Origin of the sequence: Streptosporangium sp. NPDC050284, from assembly GCF_044459525.1 — a bacterium.
GTDB lineage: Bacteria > Actinomycetota > Actinomycetes > Streptosporangiales > Streptosporangiaceae > Streptosporangium.
Genome location: NZ_JBITIZ010000017.1, coordinates 94,686 through 114,177 on the forward strand (window position 1 = coordinate 94,686; position 19,492 = coordinate 114,177).

At 68.2% G+C, this 19,492-nt stretch carries 14 protein-coding genes and 1 pseudogene; 5 read left to right on the forward strand and 10 right to left on the reverse strand.

The window, feature by feature from the left end; all coding sequences use genetic code 11:
• Positions 1–123 precede the first annotated feature (123 nt).
• From ACIBH4_RS32475 to ACIBH4_RS32485, 3 genes are all read left to right on the forward strand, one after another.
• Positions 124–1,395, forward strand: coding sequence for a nucleotide disphospho-sugar-binding domain-containing protein (locus ACIBH4_RS32475; protein ID WP_362517923.1), 1,272 nt, complete (start codon positions 124–126; stop codon positions 1,393–1,395).
• Between the two features lie 74 nt (positions 1,396–1,469).
• The gene (locus tag ACIBH4_RS32480; RefSeq protein WP_362517926.1) at positions 1,470–2,201 is read left to right on the forward strand and encodes a class I SAM-dependent methyltransferase; all 732 of its coding nucleotides are present in this window, start codon (positions 1,470–1,472) and stop codon (positions 2,199–2,201) included.
• 204 nt (positions 2,202–2,405) lie between these two features.
• Positions 2,406–3,374, forward strand: coding sequence for an NAD(P)-dependent oxidoreductase (locus tag ACIBH4_RS32485; RefSeq protein WP_362517929.1), 969 nt, complete (start codon positions 2,406–2,408; stop codon positions 3,372–3,374).
• A gap of 177 nt (positions 3,375–3,551) precedes the next feature.
• On the opposite strand, the gene ACIBH4_RS32490 is transcribed toward ACIBH4_RS32485, so the two are convergent.
• From ACIBH4_RS32490 to ACIBH4_RS32535, 10 genes are all read right to left on the reverse strand, one after another.
• Entirely contained in the window at positions 3,552–4,592 is a 1,041-nt protein-coding gene (locus ACIBH4_RS32490; protein ID WP_362517932.1) for a hypothetical protein, read from the reverse strand.
• A gap of 61 nt (positions 4,593–4,653) precedes the next feature.
• Complete coding sequence (locus tag ACIBH4_RS32495; RefSeq protein ID WP_362517935.1) at positions 4,654–5,619, reverse strand: NAD-dependent epimerase/dehydratase family protein; 966 nt, start codon at positions 5,617–5,619, stop codon at positions 4,654–4,656.
• A gap of 52 nt (positions 5,620–5,671) precedes the next feature.
• Positions 5,672–6,382: a class I SAM-dependent methyltransferase gene (locus ACIBH4_RS32500; protein ID WP_362517937.1), complete on the reverse strand. Its 711-nt coding sequence runs from the start codon at positions 6,380–6,382 to the stop codon at positions 5,672–5,674.
• An 8-nt stretch (positions 6,383–6,390) separates the two neighbouring features.
• Positions 6,391–7,437 carry an NAD-dependent epimerase/dehydratase family protein gene (locus ACIBH4_RS32505; RefSeq protein ID WP_362517940.1) on the reverse strand — a complete coding sequence of 349 codons (1,047 nt, stop codon included), beginning with the start codon at positions 7,435–7,437 and terminating at the stop codon, positions 6,391–6,393.
• Positions 7,438–7,451: 14 nt separating this feature from the next.
• A complete protein-coding gene (rfbB, locus tag ACIBH4_RS32510) occupies positions 7,452–8,432 on the reverse strand; it encodes a dTDP-glucose 4,6-dehydratase (protein WP_362517943.1) in 981 nt (326 codons plus the stop codon).
• Complete coding sequence (locus ACIBH4_RS32515) at positions 8,432–9,502, reverse strand: glucose-1-phosphate thymidylyltransferase (protein WP_362517945.1); 1,071 nt, start codon at positions 9,500–9,502, stop codon at positions 8,432–8,434. Before ACIBH4_RS32515 ends, rfbB begins: the two co-directional genes overlap by 1 nt.
• Positions 9,503–9,718: 216 nt before the next feature.
• On the reverse strand, positions 9,719–13,501 hold the full coding sequence (locus ACIBH4_RS32520) for an acyltransferase domain-containing protein (RefSeq protein WP_362767041.1): 3,783 nt from the start codon (positions 13,499–13,501) through the stop codon (positions 9,719–9,721).
• A gap of 23 nt (positions 13,502–13,524) precedes the next feature.
• Positions 13,525–14,556 carry a ketoacyl-ACP synthase III family protein gene (locus tag ACIBH4_RS32525; RefSeq protein ID WP_362517950.1) on the reverse strand — a complete coding sequence of 344 codons (1,032 nt, stop codon included), beginning with the start codon at positions 14,554–14,556 and terminating at the stop codon, positions 13,525–13,527.
• A 12-nt stretch (positions 14,557–14,568) separates the two neighbouring features.
• Positions 14,569–16,041 carry a multicopper oxidase family protein gene (locus tag ACIBH4_RS32530; protein ID WP_362517953.1) on the reverse strand — a complete coding sequence of 491 codons (1,473 nt, stop codon included), beginning with the start codon at positions 16,039–16,041 and terminating at the stop codon, positions 14,569–14,571.
• A 13-nt stretch (positions 16,042–16,054) separates the two neighbouring features.
• Positions 16,055–17,494, reverse strand: coding sequence for an NAD(P)/FAD-dependent oxidoreductase (locus tag ACIBH4_RS32535; protein WP_362517956.1), 1,440 nt, complete (start codon positions 17,492–17,494; stop codon positions 16,055–16,057).
• A gap of 182 nt (positions 17,495–17,676) precedes the next feature.
• On the opposite strand from ACIBH4_RS32535, the gene ACIBH4_RS32540 reads away from it, so the two are divergent.
• A complete protein-coding gene (locus ACIBH4_RS32540; RefSeq protein WP_362517959.1) occupies positions 17,677–18,582 on the forward strand; it encodes a putative sugar O-methyltransferase in 906 nt (301 codons plus the stop codon).
• Positions 18,579–19,487, forward strand: a pseudogene (locus ACIBH4_RS32545) (NAD-dependent epimerase/dehydratase family protein); the annotation flags it as partial. The gene ACIBH4_RS32540 and the pseudogene ACIBH4_RS32545, both read left to right, overlap by 4 nt.
• Positions 19,488–19,492 lie beyond the last annotated feature (5 nt).

Sequence of the window (19,492 nt, forward strand, 5' to 3'; positions counted from 1 at the left end):
AACCACTCTGCGACGATCTGGCCGGCGAGCGCTATTTATAGGGAAATCATGAACCTTTTCTCGGTACTCTCGCGGAGAGCCCAGTCATCGACATCAAGTGAGCGGTAAGTAAGGGAGATTTCGATGCGGATTCTGTTCACCGTGTCCAACTGGGCCGGACACTACATGTGCATGATCCCGCTGGCCTGGGCGTTCCGGGCGGCCGGACACGAGGTTCGGGTCGCCTGCCCGCCGCAGCAGGTGCAGGGAGTCATCTCCACGGGGTTGATGCCGGTGTCGGTGCTCGACGCGGCCGACATGATGGAGAGTGCCCGGCTGGCGTACTGGGTGCAGGCGATCAACACCCCGCCGCAGAGCGGCGAAATGCCGCTGCCACTGCACCCGTTCACCGGGCAGGCGCTGGACTCCGTACGCGACTTCGACACCGGCACGCTCAGCGACTTCTGGAAGAAGACCATCGCCGCGGTCCAGCGTAGCTACGACAACGCCGTTGACTTCGCCGCTTCCTGGCGCCCCGACCTGGTGGTGCACGACCTCATGGCCTCCGAGGGCGCGCTGATCGGCGCGCTGTACGAGGTGCCCAGCGTGTACTACGGGCCGGGCTTCATCGGCACCGTGGAGACCGAACCCGGCCTCGACCTGGTGTCCTCCGATCCCCTGTCCTGCTTCGCGAAGTACGGCGTGAACTGGACACGCCGCAGTATCGGGTACGCGGTGGACCCGTCGCCGGACGTGGCCATTCCCCCGATGGGCGACGCGCTGCGGATTCCCATCAGGTACCAGCCGTACAACGGATCCCAGGACGTGGATCCGTGGTTGCTGGGGCCGGTCAAGGGAAAACGCGTCTGCGTGGTGTGGGGGAACTCCGCGACCGGGGTGTTCGGCGAGCGGCTGCCCGCGCTCCGCCACGCCGTCGAGTCCGCCGCCCAGCTGGCCGCCGAGGTGGTGCTCACCGCCGCGGTGGCCGAGGTGGACGGTCTGGGTTCCCTGCCCCCGAACGTGCGGGTGCTGCGTAACTGCCCGTTGGAACTGATCCTGCCCGGCTGCGACCTGATCATTCACCACGGCAGTGCCAACTGCCTGATGAACGGCCTCGCGATGGGCGTCCCGCAACTGTCCCTGGCCCTGAACTACGACGCGCAGATCTACGGCAGGCGGATCGACCCGCAAGGCGCGACCAAGACGCTGCCCGGCCTTCTGATCGACAGCGAGGCGATCGACAAGGCCCTCGCCGAGGTGCTGTTCGACCACAAATACCGGCGTCGCGCGGTCGAGCTGAGCCGGTCCATGGCCGCCGCGCCGACCGCCGCACAGGTCGCCGACCTGCTTACCACCCTGGCCCGCACCGGCGAGTTGACCGCCGCCGACGTCGCCGGTCTGGTGGCCGGCCGGTGACGGTCACCGGACCGGCGACGTCCGGGTCGTCCACGCCGCCAGGACATCACACGAGAAACCACGAGGGAGGCCGTATGAACAACACGGAAGGCACGGCGACCGTCAAGGCGAAACCGCCGCTGCAGAGCATGGGTGACCTCAACCTGATATGGGAGTGGAACTCCCCGGAGGAGATGCAGGTGCAACTGGCGGGCACCCAGGCTCGCGAGGAGTATCTGCGCGACCGCGTCGACCGGGCGAACTGGATCGCACAACGGCTGCGGCTGACCCCGGACTCGGAGATCTTCGAGATCGGCAGCGGTGAGGGAATCATGGCCAACGTGGTCGCCCCTCAGGTGCGACGGCTGCTGTGTACCGACGTGAGCCAGTCGTTCCTGGCCAAGGCACGACTCACCTGCCGGGAACACACCAATGTCGACTACCACCACATCCAGAACGACTTCCTCGCGACACTGCCGTCGGCGAGCTTCGACGCGGGGTTCTCCCTCAACGTCTTCATCCACCTCAACGTCTTCGAGATCTATCTCTACTTCCGGCAGATCGCCCGGATCCTGCGCACCGGCGGCCACTTCGGTGTCAACTTCCTCGACCTCGGCGCGTCGACCCAGAGTTTCTTCCACTTCTACGCGGAGCGCTACGAGCAGGCGAATCCCTTCGAGTTCAAGGGCTTCCTGGCCTGGCACGGAGTCGACCTGATCGCCAAGATCGCCGTGGAGGCCGGACTGACGCCGCTGCTGGACGAATTCGTCAACGAGGACGGGGTCTGCTTCCTGATTCTGCGGCGCGACGAGGAGCCCGCCGCATGAGCCGTCGGCCGCTCGGTCCGGAGTGCCGCTGATCTCCCGCTCTGCCTGTGGAGCGGGCGGCCCGAGCCCCCAGGCGTTCGACCTGGGCCGAGCGGCGCCGGACGCCGGTCAGGCCCCGGTCGACCAGGTTCGGGAGCGGGCGCTGACGCCGCGGACGGGTCAGCGGCCTCCCGTCAGGAACGGAGAGCCGATCAGGAGGCAAGGGTGAGTGAGGGTCGCATCGTCGTGGTCGGCGGCACCGGATTCCTAGGGCGCCGGATATGCAAGGACCTCGTCGCGGAGGGACGGGACGTGCTCGTCGTGGCGAGGAACGCGGCCCGGTCCGCTCCCGGGTACCGGTTCAGGGCCGTCGACGTCTCCGAAACACCGACCGGGGAACTGGCGGCCGTACTGGCCGCCGAGCACCCGGACACGGTGATCAACGCGACCGGCGGCAAGTGGGGCCTGACCGGCCGCGAGCTGGAGGCCAGCTGTGTCGGGGCGACCCGGCACATCCTGGCGGCACTGGAAAAAACCCGGTTGGTGCCCCGGCTGGTGCACCTTGGCTCGGTGTTGGAGTACGGGCACCTCGCGCCGGACGGTACCGAGTCCACCCAGCGATCGCCTGGGCCGGCCTCCGACTATGACCGGTTCAAGTCGGCCGCGACCGAGGCGGTGCTGTCGGCCGCTGCGGTCGGGACCGTGGACGCGGTGGTACTGCGGCTGGCCAATGTCGCCGGTCCGGGTGCACCTCCGGCGAGCCTGCTCGGCCGTGTGGCCGACCGCCTGGCCGCCGCGGCCGGCCGCGGCGAGGCCGCGATGATCGAGCTGACCGCGCTGCAAGCCCGCCGGGACTATGTGGATGTCCGGGATGTCTCCGACGCGGTCCGCGCCGCGACGCGGATCACCGGTCGGCACACCCCGATCGCCATCGGCCGCGGCGAGGCCGTCCCGGTGCGTACGCTGGTCAACATGCTCGTCGAGGTGAGCGGGGTGCCGGCCACCATAGTCGAGCGTCCTGCCCCGGACCTGTCCGCGGACACCGACGACTGGACACGGGTCGACCCCCGGCCCGCGCGTGACCTGCTCGGCTGGACACCGCGAAGGACGTTGCGCGACTCGGTCCACGAGCTCTGGCGCGAGGTGATGGAGCGGACGCCCTTCCCGCCGTCCCGCACCGGAAGGAGAGCGTAGTGCGGACAGGAAACGGGCATGAGGGGGCGGTTACGACGTGCCGAACTCGTGAGTCCGCGAGCTGAAGATCACCGGGCTGTAGACGGCCGCAGGACCGTCCGGACCGATCCGCGCAAAGGAGGAGGCGCCGTCCCACAGGGAACACGCGCCGGGCCGGGCCGTTCCATCGCGATCTCCTCAGCGGAAGAACGCCAGCAGATCTTTGAGCAACCGCGGGTAGCCGTACGCCTCGCGGAGCGTGTCCTGGATGTCGCCCACGATGCGCGCGTGGCGCTCGTAGTCCACGCTCATGCGGGCGAGCGCGGTGGCGGGATCGGAGCCGAGCCTCAGGTGCTCAGCGGCGTCGCCGTATACCGAGACCATGAACTCCGCCTCGGGCGGGACGGCGGGAAGGCTTCCCGACGCAAGGGTCTCGAACAGCCGGGCGGTGAGGAGGCCCGTACCGCTCACCAGCGAGCTGACGAGAATCGGGGAGATCAGTGACCGCCCCATCTCCTCGATGACGTGCCCGAAGGGCACGGGCGGATGGACCTCGACACCTTGACCGCGCAGCCAGCCGGGCTCGCTGAGGGTGATCTCCTCGAAGCCCGGGCAGGTGTCACCGTCCCACCAGCGGCCGCAGACCCGCAGCGACTTCAGAGGCGGTTCCGCCCGCTTCGCCGCCGCCATGACCTCGGCCAGCGGTTGCCAGCGGCCCCAGTTGCTGCCGATGTACTGCAGGTCGTAGTCGGGCTTGCGGTCCGGGCTCAACGGGTGCCGCACCGGGGGCAACCCGAAGCACTTGAAGAACTCCGCGCCGGGGGGCAGCGGTCCGGCCACCTTGGGCTGCAGGATCAGGTCGCTCAGCGTGGAGTAGAGCACCTGCCAGCTCTCGGCCGAGTATTTGCGCGCCTCCACCTGGACACCGTCGGCGATGCCCCAGTGCCCGTCGAAGTCGACGATCAGCCGCCGGTCCCTGGGGACCGAGCAGGCCATCTCGATCTGCTCGGCGGACAGGAATTGCCGGGCCTCGAACATGAGGACCAGATGCGTGCACCAGCGCACGTCATGCTCCACCGGCAGGTGCCTCGGAACCTCGTCGTCCATCCGCGACAGCGGACCGCTGATCCGGATGTCGCAGCCGGCCTCGTCGGCCGCGCGCACGTAAGCGGCCACGGTCTGGCTGAATCCCGCCTGCCAGTGAAAGTTCCCGGAGATCAGGATCCGCGGGCGAGTCACCGTTCCTCCGCCTTTCGCGTCCGCTTCGACGTCCCTCGTGCGGCTCCTCTCGCTGCCTTCGTCAAATCCGCCCCCCCTGCGGATACGCGGTGGCCCACCAGCCGAAGGTTCGCCGTAATCCCTCGGAGACGGATATCTCTGGCTTCCAACCGAGAAGTGCTCTGGCCAGCTCGATGTCGGGACAACGCCGGTTCGGCTCGTCTGTCGGCAACTGCTGGGAGACCGTGCGGAGTTCGGCCCCGGCCTCAGCGGCGATCAGTTCGGCGATCTCCCTCACGGTGAGTTCCTGGGTGGCGCCGATGTTCACCGGCCCGGGTACCGTGCTGCACATCAGGGCAAGCAGGCCCTTGACCGTGTCGTCCACGTAGCACAGGGATCTGGTCTGTTCGCCGGAGCCGTTGATGGTCAGCGGCTCGCCGGCCAGGGCCTGGTCGATGAAGGTCGGCACGACGCGGCCGTCGTTGCGGCGCATCCTCGGCCCGAAGCTGTTGAACAGCCGGGCGATGGCCGTGTCGGCGCCGAGCGTCCGCCGATAGGCGGCCGTCAGCGCCTCGGCGTAGCGCTTGGACTCGTCGTACACCGCTCGCGGCCCCACGGGATTCACATTGCCCCAGTAGGACTCCGGCTGGGGGTGCTGGGCGGGATCGCCGTACACCTCCGAGGTGGAGGCGAGGACGAAGCGCGCCCTGTGCGCAGCGGCCACCCGCAGCGCGTTCTCCGTTCCCGCCGACCCCACCCGCAGCGTCTCCAGCGGCATGCGCAGGTAGTCCAGCGGCGACGCCGGCGAGGCCAGGTGGACGACGTGGTCGACCGGCCCGTCTATGGTGAACGGCTCGGTCACGTCATGGCGGATCAGGCGGAAGCTGGGCGACCGCTCCACGCCCGCCAGGTTGCCCGGCTCGCCGGTACACATGTTGTCCACACAGATCACGGAGCAGCCCTGCGCGACGAGTGCCTCGCAAAGATGGGAGCCGATGAAACCGGCCCCGCCCGTGACGACCGCGCGAGCGCCTTTCAGGCTCCTCATCGGGCCACCAAGAGTTCGTGAACTCGATCACGATGGTTCTGCGCCACCTGGCTCACTGGACCGGCTCCTTCCTGCACGCGGCGACGATGTCGCACACCTCCGCCGACACCCGCTCGTGCAGGACCTCGATCTCGGTGAAGCCCGCGTTCTTCAACGCCGCGAAAAGCGACGGGCGATCCAGCCAGCGCACGTCCACGCTGAGCCCGCGGGCCTGGGGTTCGGGATGTCCCTCGCGGACGTTCTTGACCGCGTACCCGGCCAGCGCGTCCAGCCCCTCGGAAGTGCCCCAGTAGTGGGTCGAGAGGTACAGGCCGCCGGCGACGCTCGCGATCTTCTCCAGCAGGGCCCACGGTTCCTGGACGTGGTACATCAGCCCCGCACACAGCACCACGTCGAACGCGCCGAGCTCGGCGAAGTCGAGGCGCTCGACGTCGGCGAGCCTGAGTTCCACGTTGGTCAGACCGAAGACCTCCACCACGAACTCGGCGCGGCCCAGGTTCTCCTGGCGCCCTTCCAGCGCCAGGACGGAAGTTCCCGGGCGCCGTGCCAGCGCCACGGTGTCGGCCCCTTCCAGCGCGCCGAGTTCGAGAATTCTACCGGCCTGGGGAAAAGCGGCGAAGAATGCCTTGGCCCGCTGCTCCGGGTCCTGGCTCAGCAGATAGTCGTGGGAAGATCCTTCGGCATAACGCACCCCGTTGTATTCAAATCCGTTGACCCATGGCTCCAGCTCGCGCACGCGGCGCTGAATTTCCTCGGCGTCCATCACAATCCTTATCGGTTCGCCCGGTGCAAAGTGCCGGTGTTTTCCAGTCTCTTCTCTACCAGCCGCGCCCATTCCGGAACCCGGTCGCCGCCGATTTCCAGGTCGAACGACGACTGCAGTTCCGCAGGACCGACGGATGCCGCCCATTTCGCGGTCCGCGCGAGCCCTTCGGTCAAAGGCGTGTCCGCCCAGTTCCCGAAGATGGAGCGCGCCTCTTCCGTGGCGGTGTAGGCCACCGTCACCTCGTTCCTGGACGGCAGGTGGGCGATGGGATGCTCGGGCACCCCGGCGGCCGACCGCACGGCCAGCGCCAGCTCCAGCACGGTGTTGGTGCTCGCCGATCCCACGTTGAGCACCCGTCCCCAGGCACTCTCGGTCTCGGGGGCCCGGCTCACCACGTTCACCACGTCCCCGATGTAGGTGAAGGCCCGCACCTGGCCGCCGTCGCCGTACACCGTGATCGGCTCACCGCGCATGATCTGGTTGAAGAAGATGGCCACCGCGTTGCGGTAGGGGTCGCGCATGTTCTGCCACTCGCCGTACACGTTGTGCATGCGGAAGGCGGTGAACGGAAGCCCCTGCATCCGCATCGTGATCTCAAGCTCGCGCTCGATGACATGCTTGGCGTTGCCGTAGCTGTCCACCGGCACCGGAACCGAGGACTCCCGCATGGGGGTCTGGCCGTGGCCGTACACCGCTACCGACGAGGCGAAGCAGAAGAACGACACCCCCGTCTGCAGTGCGGCGTTGATCAGGGTGATGCTGCCCATCACGTTCGTTCCGTAGTTGAGGCTCTTGACCGAGTGGCTGATCGCCTCGGCGGCGAACGCGGCGAAGTGAAACACCCGATCGAAGCGGCGCTCGTGGAACAGGGTGTCCACGAGGGCGGTGTCGGTCACGGAACCGACGACCAGCTCCGCCCCGGCCGGAACGCGGCTTTCGCTGCCTCCGCTGAGATCGTCGAGAACGGTGACCGTGTGACCGTTCTCGAGCAGACGCTCAGCCAGGTGGGAACCGATGAAACCGGCTCCCCCGGTCACCAGGCAGTGGGTCATCCAGCCTCCTCGGGCTACGCGACGGCGCGCGATTGCTTGAGCGGTTCCCACAGGTCACGGTGGGCTTCGTACCAGCGGACGGTCTCGATCAGGCCGTCCTCGAAGGCGACGCGCGGCTCGTATCCCAGCCGCCGCAGTTTGGCGTCCGACAATGAATATCGGCGGTCGTGTCCCTTTCGGTCCTGGACGCGCTCGACCCGGTCCCAGCCGACTCCGCAGGCGTCGAGCAGCCGCCGGGTAAGCTCGATGTTGGTCAGCTCGGCGGTGCCCGCGATGTGGTAGACCTCCCCCGGCTCGCCACGCTCGGCGACGAGTTGAATGCCACGGCAGTGGTCGTCCACATGGATCCAGTCACGGACGTTGGCGCCGTCTCCGTAGAGGGGCACCGTCAGGCCTTGCAGCAGCCGGGTGGCGAACAACGGAATGATCTTCTCTGGGTACTGGTACGGGCCGTAGTTGTTGCCGCAGCGAGTGATGCTGACCGGTAGCCCATGGGTGCGGAAGTACGCCCGGGCGATCAGGTCGCCACCGGCCTTGGCCGCCGAATAGGGAGAGTTGGGTGCCAGCGGGCTGTCCTCGTCCCACGAACCGGTCTCGATGCTGCCGTAGACCTCGTCGGTGGAGACCTGAACGACGCGGATGCCACCCGCGTCCAGACACGCCTTCAGGAGGCACTGAACGCCCAGCACATTGGTGCGCACGAACGCGGCGGAGTCGGCGATCGACCTGTCGACGTGCGACTCGGCGGCGAAGTTGATCACGACGTCGTGACCGGGCACGAGGTCGGCGAGCAGGTCCTCATCGCAGATGTCGCCCTGTACGAAGACGAGCCGATCCTTGACCGGTTCCAGGTTGGCCGGGTTGCCGGCGTAGGTCAGCCGGTCGAGGACCGTCACCTCGGCCCCGCGCCAGGCCGGATAGGCGCCGGACAGCAGCGCGCGGACGTAGTTCGAGCCCACGAAACCGGCGCCACCGGTGACGAGAAGGCGGGGCATCAGTGGCCTACCTGCACGTCGCTGTGGTCGCCCAGGATGAACCTGTGGGTCTTGGAGACGTCCTGGGTGGCGACCACCCGCGTCTCCCTGCCGATAAGTGACCGCTCCAGGCGGGCGACGCTCTCGATGTGGGCGCCGCGCAACACGATCGAGTGCTCGATCTCACTGTCGATCACCACGCAGTCTCGGTCGATGGAGGTGAACGGCCCTACGAAGGAGCCGTGGACCACCGATCCGGCGCCGAGGACGACCGGGCCAACGATCTTGGAGTCGGTGACGACGGCGCCCGCTTCCACGACGACGTGGCCGATCAGTTCGCTGGCCGTGTCCACCTCGCCCGCCACCGCAGGCTCGATGCCCTCCAGGACGAACCTGTTCACCGCGAGGATGTCCTGGACGCTGCCGGCATCGCGCCAGTAACCCGAGGTGACCACCGAATCGACCCGGTGGCCGTGATCGATCAGCCACTGGATCGCGTCGGTGATCTCCAACTCGTTCCGCCCGGACGGCGTGATCTCCACGACCGCCTGGTGCACGGTCGAGTCGAAGGCGTAAACGCCGATGAGGGCCAGGTCGCCCTTGGGATGCCGAGGCTTCTCCTCGACGCCGACGATGGCGCCGTCCTCGCTCAGCTCCGCCACCCCGAACGCCTGCGGGTCGGTCACCTTCGTCAGCATGACCTGCGCACGCGGGCCTTCGCGGCGGAAGCGGTCCACGAAATCGTTGATGCCGCCGACGACGAAGTTGTCACCCAGGTACATGACGAAGTCGTCGTCCGCCAGGTACTCGCGTGAGATGACCACGGCGTGCGCCAGCCCGCGCGGCTCAGGCTGGAAGATGTAGGTCACCTCCAGCCCGAACATCGAGCCGTCGCCGACCGCCGCCTCGATCTCTTTCCCGGTGGTGTCACCGACGACGATTCCCACCTCACGGATGCCCGCGTCCCGAATCGATTCGAGACCGTAAAACAGTACGGGCTTGTTGGCGATGGGGAGAAGTTGCTTGGCGAATGTGTGTGTGATCGGACGTAAGCGTGAGCCGATTCCGCCCGCCAGCACAAGCGCCTTCACGAGTCGACTCCGACGGACGGGCCGACAGTGGCAGGCTGTTTCACGTAGGCTCCAGTGGTGTCGGCGATCTGGATTCTTCGCAAAGCTACCAAATTCGGATTCATAATTTCCCTACTATCGTCCTCCGGCCCGACGGAAAGATCCGGACGTCACTGATTTCACCGTCTTCCAATAACCGAAAGCGCTTATTTTTCGGGAAATTATCTTCTGCTGCCGTCAGACCTCTGCCAGCAGCCCGGTCAGATAGTCGGCGATGCCCTGGACCGTGGGCCGCTGCCAGAACAGGGTGGCCGGCAGGCTCTGCCCCAGACGTTTTTCCAGCCTCCGGCGGATCACCACCGTCATGACCGAGTCGAGTCCCTGCTCGGCGAGTGGGCGCCGGAGATGCAGGTCCGCGGCGGACAGCCGCATCTCCGTCGCGATCTGGTCTCGCACCTCCTCCAGCACGTGCTCGCGCAGCCGCTCGGGCGGCAGGTCGGCGAACGGCACTGCCTCCTCGGCCGTCCCGGGACCGTCCTCGGCCGACGCGGGCGCGTCGATCACCTGGTAGCGCAGGCCGACCACGCTCGCGAGCACATGCCCCGCCTCATCGACGACCACGGCGTCGACCACGTCGGGCCGGTTTTCATCGAGCACCACCTCGATGGTCGCGGTCTCCGGCGGCGCGCCGGCCGTGACCATCTCCTCGATGTGGACCGCCATTCGCAGCAGCCGAACCCCTGGGAAGGCGACCGGAGCTATGGACATCACCGCGTCCAGCGCCGACGCCCAGGTGCTCGCGTCGGCGAAGCACACGCGTGCTCGCAGGACACGGTTGCCCGACAGCAAACTCTCGATGGTCCATTCGAAACCGGTCGACGGCACGCCGACCTCGGTCAACGCCCGGCGCACCAGGCCGGGGTCGGCCGGTTCGAGGCGATACTCCGCGGCGTCCACCAGCGAACCGGGCGCGTGCGCGGGTTGCTCACCGACCCTGGCCTCGGCGTGGACGAGCCAGGCGGGATCCTCCCCACCGTCGTCACCGGCCATGCGTGACGCCAGCCGTACGGCATTGCCGTCCTGGACGACCTGGACCTCCCTGAGGTCGGCCGTGATCAGCGGGTGGTGCATCGCGAGCTCGGCCAGCACCGGCGATCGGCCATCGCGCACGGCCACGTCGAGGAAGGTGACGGCGAACACCGCGGCGGGAACGATCTCCACGCCGTTCAGCGCATGGCTGCCCGGATACGGGCGGCTCGCGTCGTCAAGCGCGGTCTGCCACACCAGCAGCGGGCTTCCGGCGATGCTGGTTCTGGTGCCCAGCAGGCTGGCCGAGGCCACGCTGTGGCCTCGGCCCCTCACCCGCGTCCGCGGACCCGGGCGGTGCCAGTGCGTACGGTGCCGCCACGGATAGACCGGCAGCGTGGCCGGCTCGCCCTTCGGGTGCAGCGCCCGCCAGTCGACGGCGATCCCGCCGCAGTGGGCCTTGGCCACGGCGGTGAGGAAGGTACGGGCTTCCGGGGTGTGCCTGCGCAGAGTCGAGCCGACGAAGGCGTCCTCCACACCGAGCTCGGCCAGAGTCTCGTGGATGGAGTGCGTCACCACCGGATGCGGGGAGATCTCGAGGAAGGCGCGGTGGCCGTCGGCGACGGCCTCACCGACGGCGGCGGCCAAGCGCACCGGGTTGCGAAGGTTCGCCGCCCAGTAGGCGCCGTCGGCCGTCATCGCCGCCCGCGGATCGTCCAGGGCGGTGGTGTAGATCGGAATACGGGCCTGCTTCGGCGTGAGGTCGGCCGCCGCGGCCGCGAGGTCGTGAAGCAGCGGGTCCATGTGCGGGCTGTGGAAGGCCACGTCGGAGGAGACGCGGCGGACCCCGACGCCCTCTCGCGGCCACTGCTCGATCAGCGCCTCGATCGCGTCCCGGTCGCCGGACACCACCGTGGAGTGCGGCGAGGAGGCGATCCCCGCCACCACGTCCGTCCGGTCGCCCAGTCGCGCGGCGGCCTCCGTGAACGGCAGCGTGACCATCGCCATCGCCCCCTTGCCGGAGACCCGGCGCAGAAGCGCCGAACGCCGACAGATCAGCCGGGCCCCTTCCTCCAGCGTCAGGACCCCCGCGGTGACGGCCGCGGCGATCTCGCCGACGGAGTGCCCGATGACGGCGTCCGGGCTCACCCCGCGAGAACGCCAGAGCGCTGCGAGCCCGAGCTGCATCGCGAAGATCATGGTCTGGACGCGGTCGACGTCGTCGAGCGCGTCCTCCAGCAGCACCTGCCTCGGGGAGAACCCGATCTCCTCGCGGTAGATGGGCTCCAGAGCCTCGATCACCTGCGCGAACGCCGGCTCGGCCAGCAGATCGCGGCCCATGCCCGGCCACTGGGAGCCGTGCCCCGAGAAGACCCAGACCGGCCTGGCGTCCTCACCGACAGGTGAACCCGCGACGACACCGTCCGTGGACTCCCCTGCGGCCAGCGCGCGCAGTTCCCCGACGAGCTCGTCGCGGCCCGCGGCCACCACCACCGCTCGCTCGGCCAGGTGCGAGCGGCGCAGGGCCAGCGTGTGCCCGATGGAGGCCAGGTCCCCACCCTGCTCGATCTGGTCGGCCAGGGCCTCGGCCATGGGCTGGAGCGCGGACGGCGACGCGGCCGAGAGGGGAAAGAGCGTCTCGGCTTCGCGCGTGTCCTCTCGCTGTGGCGTCGCCCGGGCCGGGGCCTGCTCCAACAACACGTGCGCGACGGTCCCGCCGTACCCGAAACCGGACACGCCCGCGCGGCGCGGATGGCCGCGCTCGGGCCACGGGATCCGGCCGGTCACCAGCTCCAGCCCCAGCCGATCCCACTCGATCGCCGAGTTGATCTCGGTGGCCAGCACGGTGGACGGGATCTCGGCGCGGTCCAGTGCCAGGACCGCCTTGATGACACCGGCGACGCCGGCCGCGCCCTCCAGGTGGCCGATGTTGGACTTCACCGAGCCGACCAGGCAGGGATCCGTCTGGCCGACGCCGTAGACGGCGCCGATCGCCGCCGCTTCCATCGGATCACCGAGCGGGGTTCCCGTCCCGTGGGCCTCGATGTAGTCCACCGTGCCCGGCTCGATCCCGGCGGCCCGCAACGCGCTTGTCATGACATGTTCCTGCGCCTGGCCGCACGGCGCCATGATCCCGTTGGTCCTGCCGTCCTGGTTGACCGCGCTGCCGCGCAGTACGGCCAGCACCCGGTCACCGTCGCGCTCGGCATCGGCCAGGAGCTTCAGCACCACGACACCGCAGCCTTCGCCGCGGCCGTAGCCGTCGGCGGAGGCGTCGAACGACTTGCTGCGCCCGTCAGGGGCGAGCGCTCCCGCGGCGTCGAGTGTGAGCGACTGTCCGGGCGAGACGAGCAGGTTGACGCCGCCGGCGAGCGCCACGGTGCTCTCCCCCAGGCGCAGGCTCTGCGCCGCGAGGTGCAGGGCCACCAGCGAGGCGGAGCACGCCGTGTCCACCGTCATGCTCGGCCCGCGCAGGTCCAGGGCATGCGAGACGCGGTTGGAGACCGCGCAGTTCGCGGAGCCGATACCGGTCCAGGCGTCGAGGCTCGGCAGGTCCTCCATCTGCCGGCCGCCGTAGTCGTAGGTGCAGATGCCCGCGAAGACGCCCGTGTCGGTTCCGGCCAGTGCGCGGGGCGGGATGCCCGCGTACTCCAGCGCCTGCCAGGCCACCTCAAGGAAGATCCGCTGCTGCGGGTCCATCAGTTCGGCCTCGCGCGGGGAGATACCGAAGAACTCCGCGTCGAAGCCGTCGATCCCGCTCAGGAAGTTGCCCGCCCTGATGACCCGCCGCAGCATGGTCTCGAACTCGGGCCCAAGGTCCCCGTAGGCGTCCCAGCGGCCTTCCGGCACCTCTCCCACGGTGGTCTCGCCACGGGTCAGCAGGTCCCAGAACGCGTCGGGCGAGTTGACGTCTCCCGGGAAACGGCAGCCGATGCCGATCACGGCGAGCGGTTGGTGGGCCGCCTGAGGCGACTGGAGCACGGTGGACTTCACGGATATCCTCTGCTGTCGGCTTTCTAGGCCCATGCGGTCTGCTCCAGGACCTGGACGATCGCGCAGGACAGGACGAGGCCTGGCGCGGTTCCGAGCATCAACATGTGCTCTCCCGGCCTCAGTTCGCCGGTGCGGACCAGATGCTCGAAGGAGAGAATGTGGTCGCTCGCCCCGCAGTGCCCGACGGTGCGGCCGAACTCCCAGGTCGAACGGTCCATCGGCAGGTCCCACGCGGCCATGACGCGCTGCTCGACGACCTCCTTGGAGTAGTTCATGAAAGCCACCCGGGCGATGTCGCCCATCTGGATGCCCGACTCCTCGAGCGCCCGGCCGATCAGGGCCGTCATCTGCTCGGGCATCGTGGCCATGGCCGCCGCCGCGGGGCTCTGAGTGGCGAACTGCTGGCCGATCCTGGCACTGAAGTCCGTGGGCCGCCCGCGGGTGATGCTTGGCGGGAACAGCGGCTCGTCACCGCGGTGCAGCGCCTCGGCCTCGGGGATCGTCTTGGAGCACACCGAGCGAAGCCTCGCGAACCCCGGTCCCTTGGTCAGTACGAGGGCTGAGGCGGCGTCACCGCCGATGAATCCGGGCCCCATCCGCCAGCGGTTGACCAGCGGCGTGCCGTAGTTGTCCGCGGCGACGAGCAGCGCGCTACTGCGCTCCGGTACGGCCAGCAGACAGCCGGCCGCGAGTTCCATCGCGGCCATCATGCCGTTGCAGCCCTGCCGTATCTCCAGCGCGAGCAGGTCGCCGCCCACCAGGTGCCTCTGGAGATAGGAGTGCGGCGGCCAGCCGTCCGGCCCCTGGTGCCAGGTGCTGGCGTACAGGAGAAGGTCGAACCCCAGAGGTGAACCGCCCCATCGCTTGACCGCCTGCTGCGCGGCACGCAGGGCCATCTCCGGGGGTGGGATCTCACCGGCGATCGCGGTCCCGCCGAGTTCGTGCATCTCGACGTCCTCGGAGGGATAGTGGCCGTTCGCGACGGCCCACTCCACGCTCACGGTCGGGGGTATGAAGGTCCCAAGCGCGCCGATGAAGATACCTGGTGTGCGCACGAGTCCGTCTCCTCAGGGGATGATCTCCATCTGGGCCATCATTCCGAGCGCGGAATGCTCGGGGAAATGGCAGTGGTACATGTAACGGCCCAGGTAAGGGGTGTCGAAGGTCATCTGGATGCGCACCGACCCCATCGGTGACACGTAGACGGTGTCCTTGAGACCCGCGTCCTCGGGCAGCGGCGGGCCGTCGTTCCTGCCGATCACCTGGAACTGCAGCAGATGAGTGTGGAAGGGGTGGTCGAAGGGAAACGGTGACACGTCGGCGTTGACGATGTTCCAGATCTCCGTGGCGCCCTGCTTGATCTGTGTGTCCACCCTGTAGGGGTCGAACGGCCTGCCGTTGATCAGGCCGATGGGGGGCCTGACCGACATGTCCATGCTCATGACCATCGTGCGTTCGACGGTGGCGGCGGCGAGCGCCGGCAGCGGAACCAGGTTGTCGGGCACGTCGCTGTGGTCGGAGCGGCCGTGCGCCCGCGACACGTCGAAGCGCAGGATCGGGTTCTCCCCGTCGTACAGATACAGCGGGCCGTGTCCCAGGTGGGGGGCGAAGTCCACGACGATCTCCACTCGCTCGCCCGAGGAGACCTCCAGTTCCGTCCGCTCCACCGGTGCGGGCAGGAGCCCTCCGTCGGTTGCGATCTTCGTCATCGGCACGCCGCCCATGTTCAGCCGGAAGACGTGCTTGAGGGCGGAGTTCAGCAGCCGGAACCGGTACCTGCGCGCGGCGACCGGCAAGTACGGCTGCGCCTTGCCGTTCACCAGGATGGTGGTCCGGTTGTCGGGGTGGCCGAAGACCAGGGCGCCGTCCTCGTCGAACTGCGCGTTGCGCAGCATGATGGGCACGTCGTACGCGCCGTCGGGCAGGTTGAACCGCCGCTCGGCCCTGTCCTCGATCAGGTAGAAGCCGTGCAGGCCGCGGTAGATGTGGTCGGCTTCCAGGCCATGTGTGTGGTCGTGGTACCACAACGTCGCGGCACGCTGCGCGTTCGGATATTCGTAGGCCCTCGTCTGCCCGGGCGGGATGAGGTCCATGGGGTGGCCGTCGTTCTCCGGCGAGACGTGGCCGCCGTGCAGGTGCACGTTGGTCGGCCCGTCCAGCTCGTTCGTGAAGGTCACCCGCGTCCGGCGGCCTGTCCTGGCCCGGATGGTCGGGCCGACGAACTGGCCGCCGTAGGTGAGCACGGGGGTGCTCAGGCCCGGGACGAGTTCCGCCTCGGCGGCCCTGACGGGCAGCGTGTAGATGTCGGTGTCCGAGGTCCTCTGGGACGGCCTGAGCGTCGCGGGCACGGGCATCCGCTGAGTGAACGGGGTGAACGTCACGTTGGTGGCGTCCACCGCTGCGGCGCTCCCCCCGTGGCCGGCGTGATGTGCGTTCGCGGTGGGCGGTGGCGGAGAGAACAGGTCCCCGGTGAGCGGCAGGACCGCGGCACCACCCAGCGCGGTGGCCCCGAGGGTGACGAAACGCCGTCGATTCAGCATACGGATTCCTCGTTCAGCGGGTCCGGCCGATGCCCAGTGTGGGGACGGTTCTCAGGTACAGGCCGGTGACGGAGTCGAACAGGTCGTGGGCGTCGAGCTTGCCCGGCGCCTCACTGACAGGAGCCTTCGGCGTGTTACCCGTGGCCATGAGCCTGGCCTGTTCCGCCGCCAGGAAGAGCTGGTCAACCGAGTTGTCGGCGTGCGTGGAGGAGTCGGCCTGGCTCTCGTGCCTGCCTTCCATGGCGTCGTCCATGTCCGCGATTCCGGCGACGAGCTGGGCGAAGGCTCTGGCCCCGTCCACCTTCTCGTACTCGATCTCCCCCCTCTCGTTCACCAGCGCGTCGGCCAGGCCGAAGTACGCCTCCTTGCCCGCCTGCTGCTGGTAGACGCCGGCGACGAGGGTGAACAGCCGGTCGTAGGCGTTGCGGTACAGGGAGTCATAGAAAGCGCGGGCCTCTTCCTCGCCGACCTCGCCCTCGACGGTGGCCAGGATCGAGGCCGCGGCCAGCATGCCGCTGTAGAGCGCCAGATGCACCCCGGTGGACAGCAGCGGATCGAGAAAGCAGGCGCTGTCGCCCGCGGCGAAGTATCCAGGACCGCAGAAGGAGTCGGAGACGTAGGAGAAGTCCTGCTCGACGCGGACACCGGGCTGATAGGTCCCGTTTTCGAGCAGGCCGCGCACCGACGGGGACTCCTCGATCAGCGACGCCAGCATCGCCTCCAGCGACTCGTGTTCCTTGCGCCGTTCCAGGAACCGCGTCTGATGGCAGACGAACCCCACGCTGTACCTGTCGCCGCGCAGCGGAATGACCCAGTACCAGCCGTCGGGAGCGGAGATGACGTTGATGCCGCCCGACGGGGATCCGGGGAGCAGCGAGCCGCCCTGCCAGTAACCCCAGATGGCGACGTTCTTGAACGTTTCCGTCGGACGGCGGTGCTTGAAGTGCTGTGAGGGGATCAGCCCGGCCCGGCCCGACGCGTCCACGATGAAGTCGTACGCGCCGGTGCGCGACTCGCCCGAGACCGGATCGACCCATTCGGCGCCCACGGCCCGGTCGCCGTCGAACAGCACCTTCTTCACCGCGGCGCCCTGGACCACCGTGGCGCCCTGCTTCACCGCGTTGTTCAGCAGGACATGATCGAATTCATCGCGATCGACCTGCCAGGAGCGCACCCCGGTGCCGAAGATCTTCGCCCAGTCGATCGCCCAGTCTTCCTTGCCCCAGCGCAGCAGCACGCCGGTCTTCTCGGTGTAGCCGCAGGCGTTCACCTCGTCCAGCGCGCCCACGTAGTCGACGATCGTCCGGCACGAGGACGCGATGGACTCGCCGATGTGGTAGCGGGGAAACGTCTCCTTCTCCAGCAGGTGCACCGACAGACCCGCTCTGGCCAGCAGGGCCGCCGCCGTGGAGCCAGCAGGACCGCCGCCGATGACCAAGACCGTGCTTGGCATTGAGCTCCAATCATAAAGCCGAAACAATGTCATCCGACCTAATGACCACTCACTCTACGGTCGGCGAAAATCCAGATCAATGGTGCCGGAAACATCTAGTGGAACATCTAGTATGCAACTCGCCAACCGGCCCTGACAGCATTCTTTGCTATCGTTTTCTCGCGACCCCTGTGAGGATGGCCATGGACAACATGTATGACCGGAGTCCGCTTTGGGAGCGGTACGGAAAAACTCGGATGACAAAAGAGGCGGTAGCGGACCTCGCCAACTTCAAGTCGAACGAGGTGAACTTCAAACTCGCACTTTGGGATCCGCGAGTCAATGGCGTGCGATATTTGAAGACTTTGATTCACGCCTTGAGCTCCGAGCTGAGCGCGGCCAATTGGATGAGGCTCCGCAGAATCCGCAACCGGGAGCTGGGCAACCCCATCGCCATCAGGTACGACGGCGAGACGGTCTGCCTGGATTACCTACAGGCCGTGTTCGAGGTGGAGTTCATCTCGGCCGGCACCGAGCTGGACGGCGCGACGGTCGTGGAGATCGGCGCGGGTTACGGCCGGACCTGCCACGCGATGCTGTCCAATCACGATGTCGCCGGTTACCACATCATCGACCTGGATAATTTGCTGCCGTTGTCCCGCGGCTACCTACGCGCCGTTCTGGACGACAGGCAGTTCGCGAAGGTCCATTTCCATTCTGTGGATGACGTGACCACCCTTTTTCGCGACCACCGCTTCGAGCTTTGTGTCAACATCGACTCATTCGCGGAGATGAACGCGGAGACGGTGTACGCGTATCTCGCCCGCATCGCGGAAAGCTGCCACCACCTCTACGTGAACAATCCGGTCGGGAAGTATATGGACAGGAATCTGGACGGCCACTCCCAGGGGAACGAGGTGGTCACCCTGGCGCTGCGGACAGGACTTCTGCGCGACATCATTGATATTCACGACAACCAGGTGGTCGAGTCCCAGTCACGTAAGTTCGTCACCGCCTATCTGCCCGGTGACGACTGGCGTTGCGTCGCCGAGGGCCGGACGGTCCCGTGGCCGTACTACTGGCAGGCGCTCTACCGGAACGAAAGATGACCCGGCCGCTGATCACGGTGCTCGGCGCCTCCGGGTTCGTGGGTTCCGCGGTGCTGGCGGCGCTCGCCGAACGCCCCGTCACCGTGCGGGCCGTCGCGCGCAGGCCTGCGGCGGTGTCGTCGACGGGTCGGGCCGACTTTGAGACGCGCACGGCCGACCTGACCGTCCCCGGTAACCTCTCGGCCGCGGTGGCAGGGGCGGACGCGGTGGTCAATCTCGTGCTCGACGCCGCGGGCTGGCGCGGCGCCGACCCCTTCGCGAGCGCCCGGGTCAACGTGGGCGTGATGCGCGATCTCCTCGACTGCCTCCGGGCGTCCCCCCGGCGGCGGCCCCCCGTGGTCGCCTTCGCCGGTTCCGTCTCCCAGGTGGGCCTGGTGTTCAAGACGCCTATCGACGGCACCGAGCCCGATCGTCCCCAGACCGTCTACGACCGCCAGAAGCAGGCGGCGGAGAACCTGCTGAAGCGGGCCTCGCGCGCGGGCGTCGTCCGAGGGCTCTCCCTGCGACTGCCCACGGTGTTCGGCGGCGGCGGCGCCGACCGGGGGGTCCTGGCGACGATGGCGCGGCGAGCCCTGGCCGGCGAATCGATCGACATGTGGCACGACGGGACGGTGGAGAGGGACCTGCTCCACGTCCGCGATGTGGCCGACGCCTTCGTGGCGGCGCTTGATCACGCCGACTCCCTGACCGGCCGTCACTGGCTGCTCGGGCGGGGTCGTAGCGAGCCGATCGGCGAGGTCTTCAGGACCATCGCCGAGCTGGCGTCCGCGCACACCGGGCGGCCACCCGTGCCGGTGGTCTCCGTCCCGCCCCCCGCCGGCGCCCCGCGCACCGACTTCGCCAGCGTGGCGGTGGACGCCACCGCCTTCCGCTCGGTCACGGGATGGCGTCCCCGGCTGCCCCTGCGCGA

Coding starts and splice junctions, on each gene's coding strand:
- ACIBH4_RS32475 (WP_362517923.1), top strand. CDS start 124: ATGCGGATTCTGTTCACCGTGTCCAACTGGGCCGGACACTACATGTGC.
- ACIBH4_RS32480 (WP_362517926.1), top strand. CDS start 1,470: ATGAACAACACGGAAGGCACGGCGACCGTCAAGGCGAAACCGCCGCTG.
- ACIBH4_RS32495 (WP_362517935.1), bottom strand. CDS start 5,619: ATGAGGAGCCTGAAAGGCGCTCGCGCGGTCGTCACGGGCGGGGCCGGT.
- ACIBH4_RS32500 (WP_362517937.1), bottom strand. CDS start 6,382: ATGGACGCCGAGGAAATTCAGCGCCGCGTGCGCGAGCTGGAGCCATGG.
- ACIBH4_RS32505 (WP_362517940.1), bottom strand. CDS start 7,437: ATGACCCACTGCCTGGTGACCGGGGGAGCCGGTTTCATCGGTTCCCAC.
- rfbB (WP_362517943.1), bottom strand. CDS start 8,432: ATGCCCCGCCTTCTCGTCACCGGTGGCGCCGGTTTCGTGGGCTCGAAC.
- ACIBH4_RS32530 (WP_362517953.1), bottom strand. CDS start 16,041: ATGCTGAATCGACGGCGTTTCGTCACCCTCGGGGCCACCGCGCTGGGT.
- ACIBH4_RS32535 (WP_362517956.1), bottom strand. CDS start 17,494: ATGCCAAGCACGGTCTTGGTCATCGGCGGCGGTCCTGCTGGCTCCACG.
- ACIBH4_RS32540 (WP_362517959.1), top strand. CDS start 17,677: ATGGACAACATGTATGACCGGAGTCCGCTTTGGGAGCGGTACGGAAAA.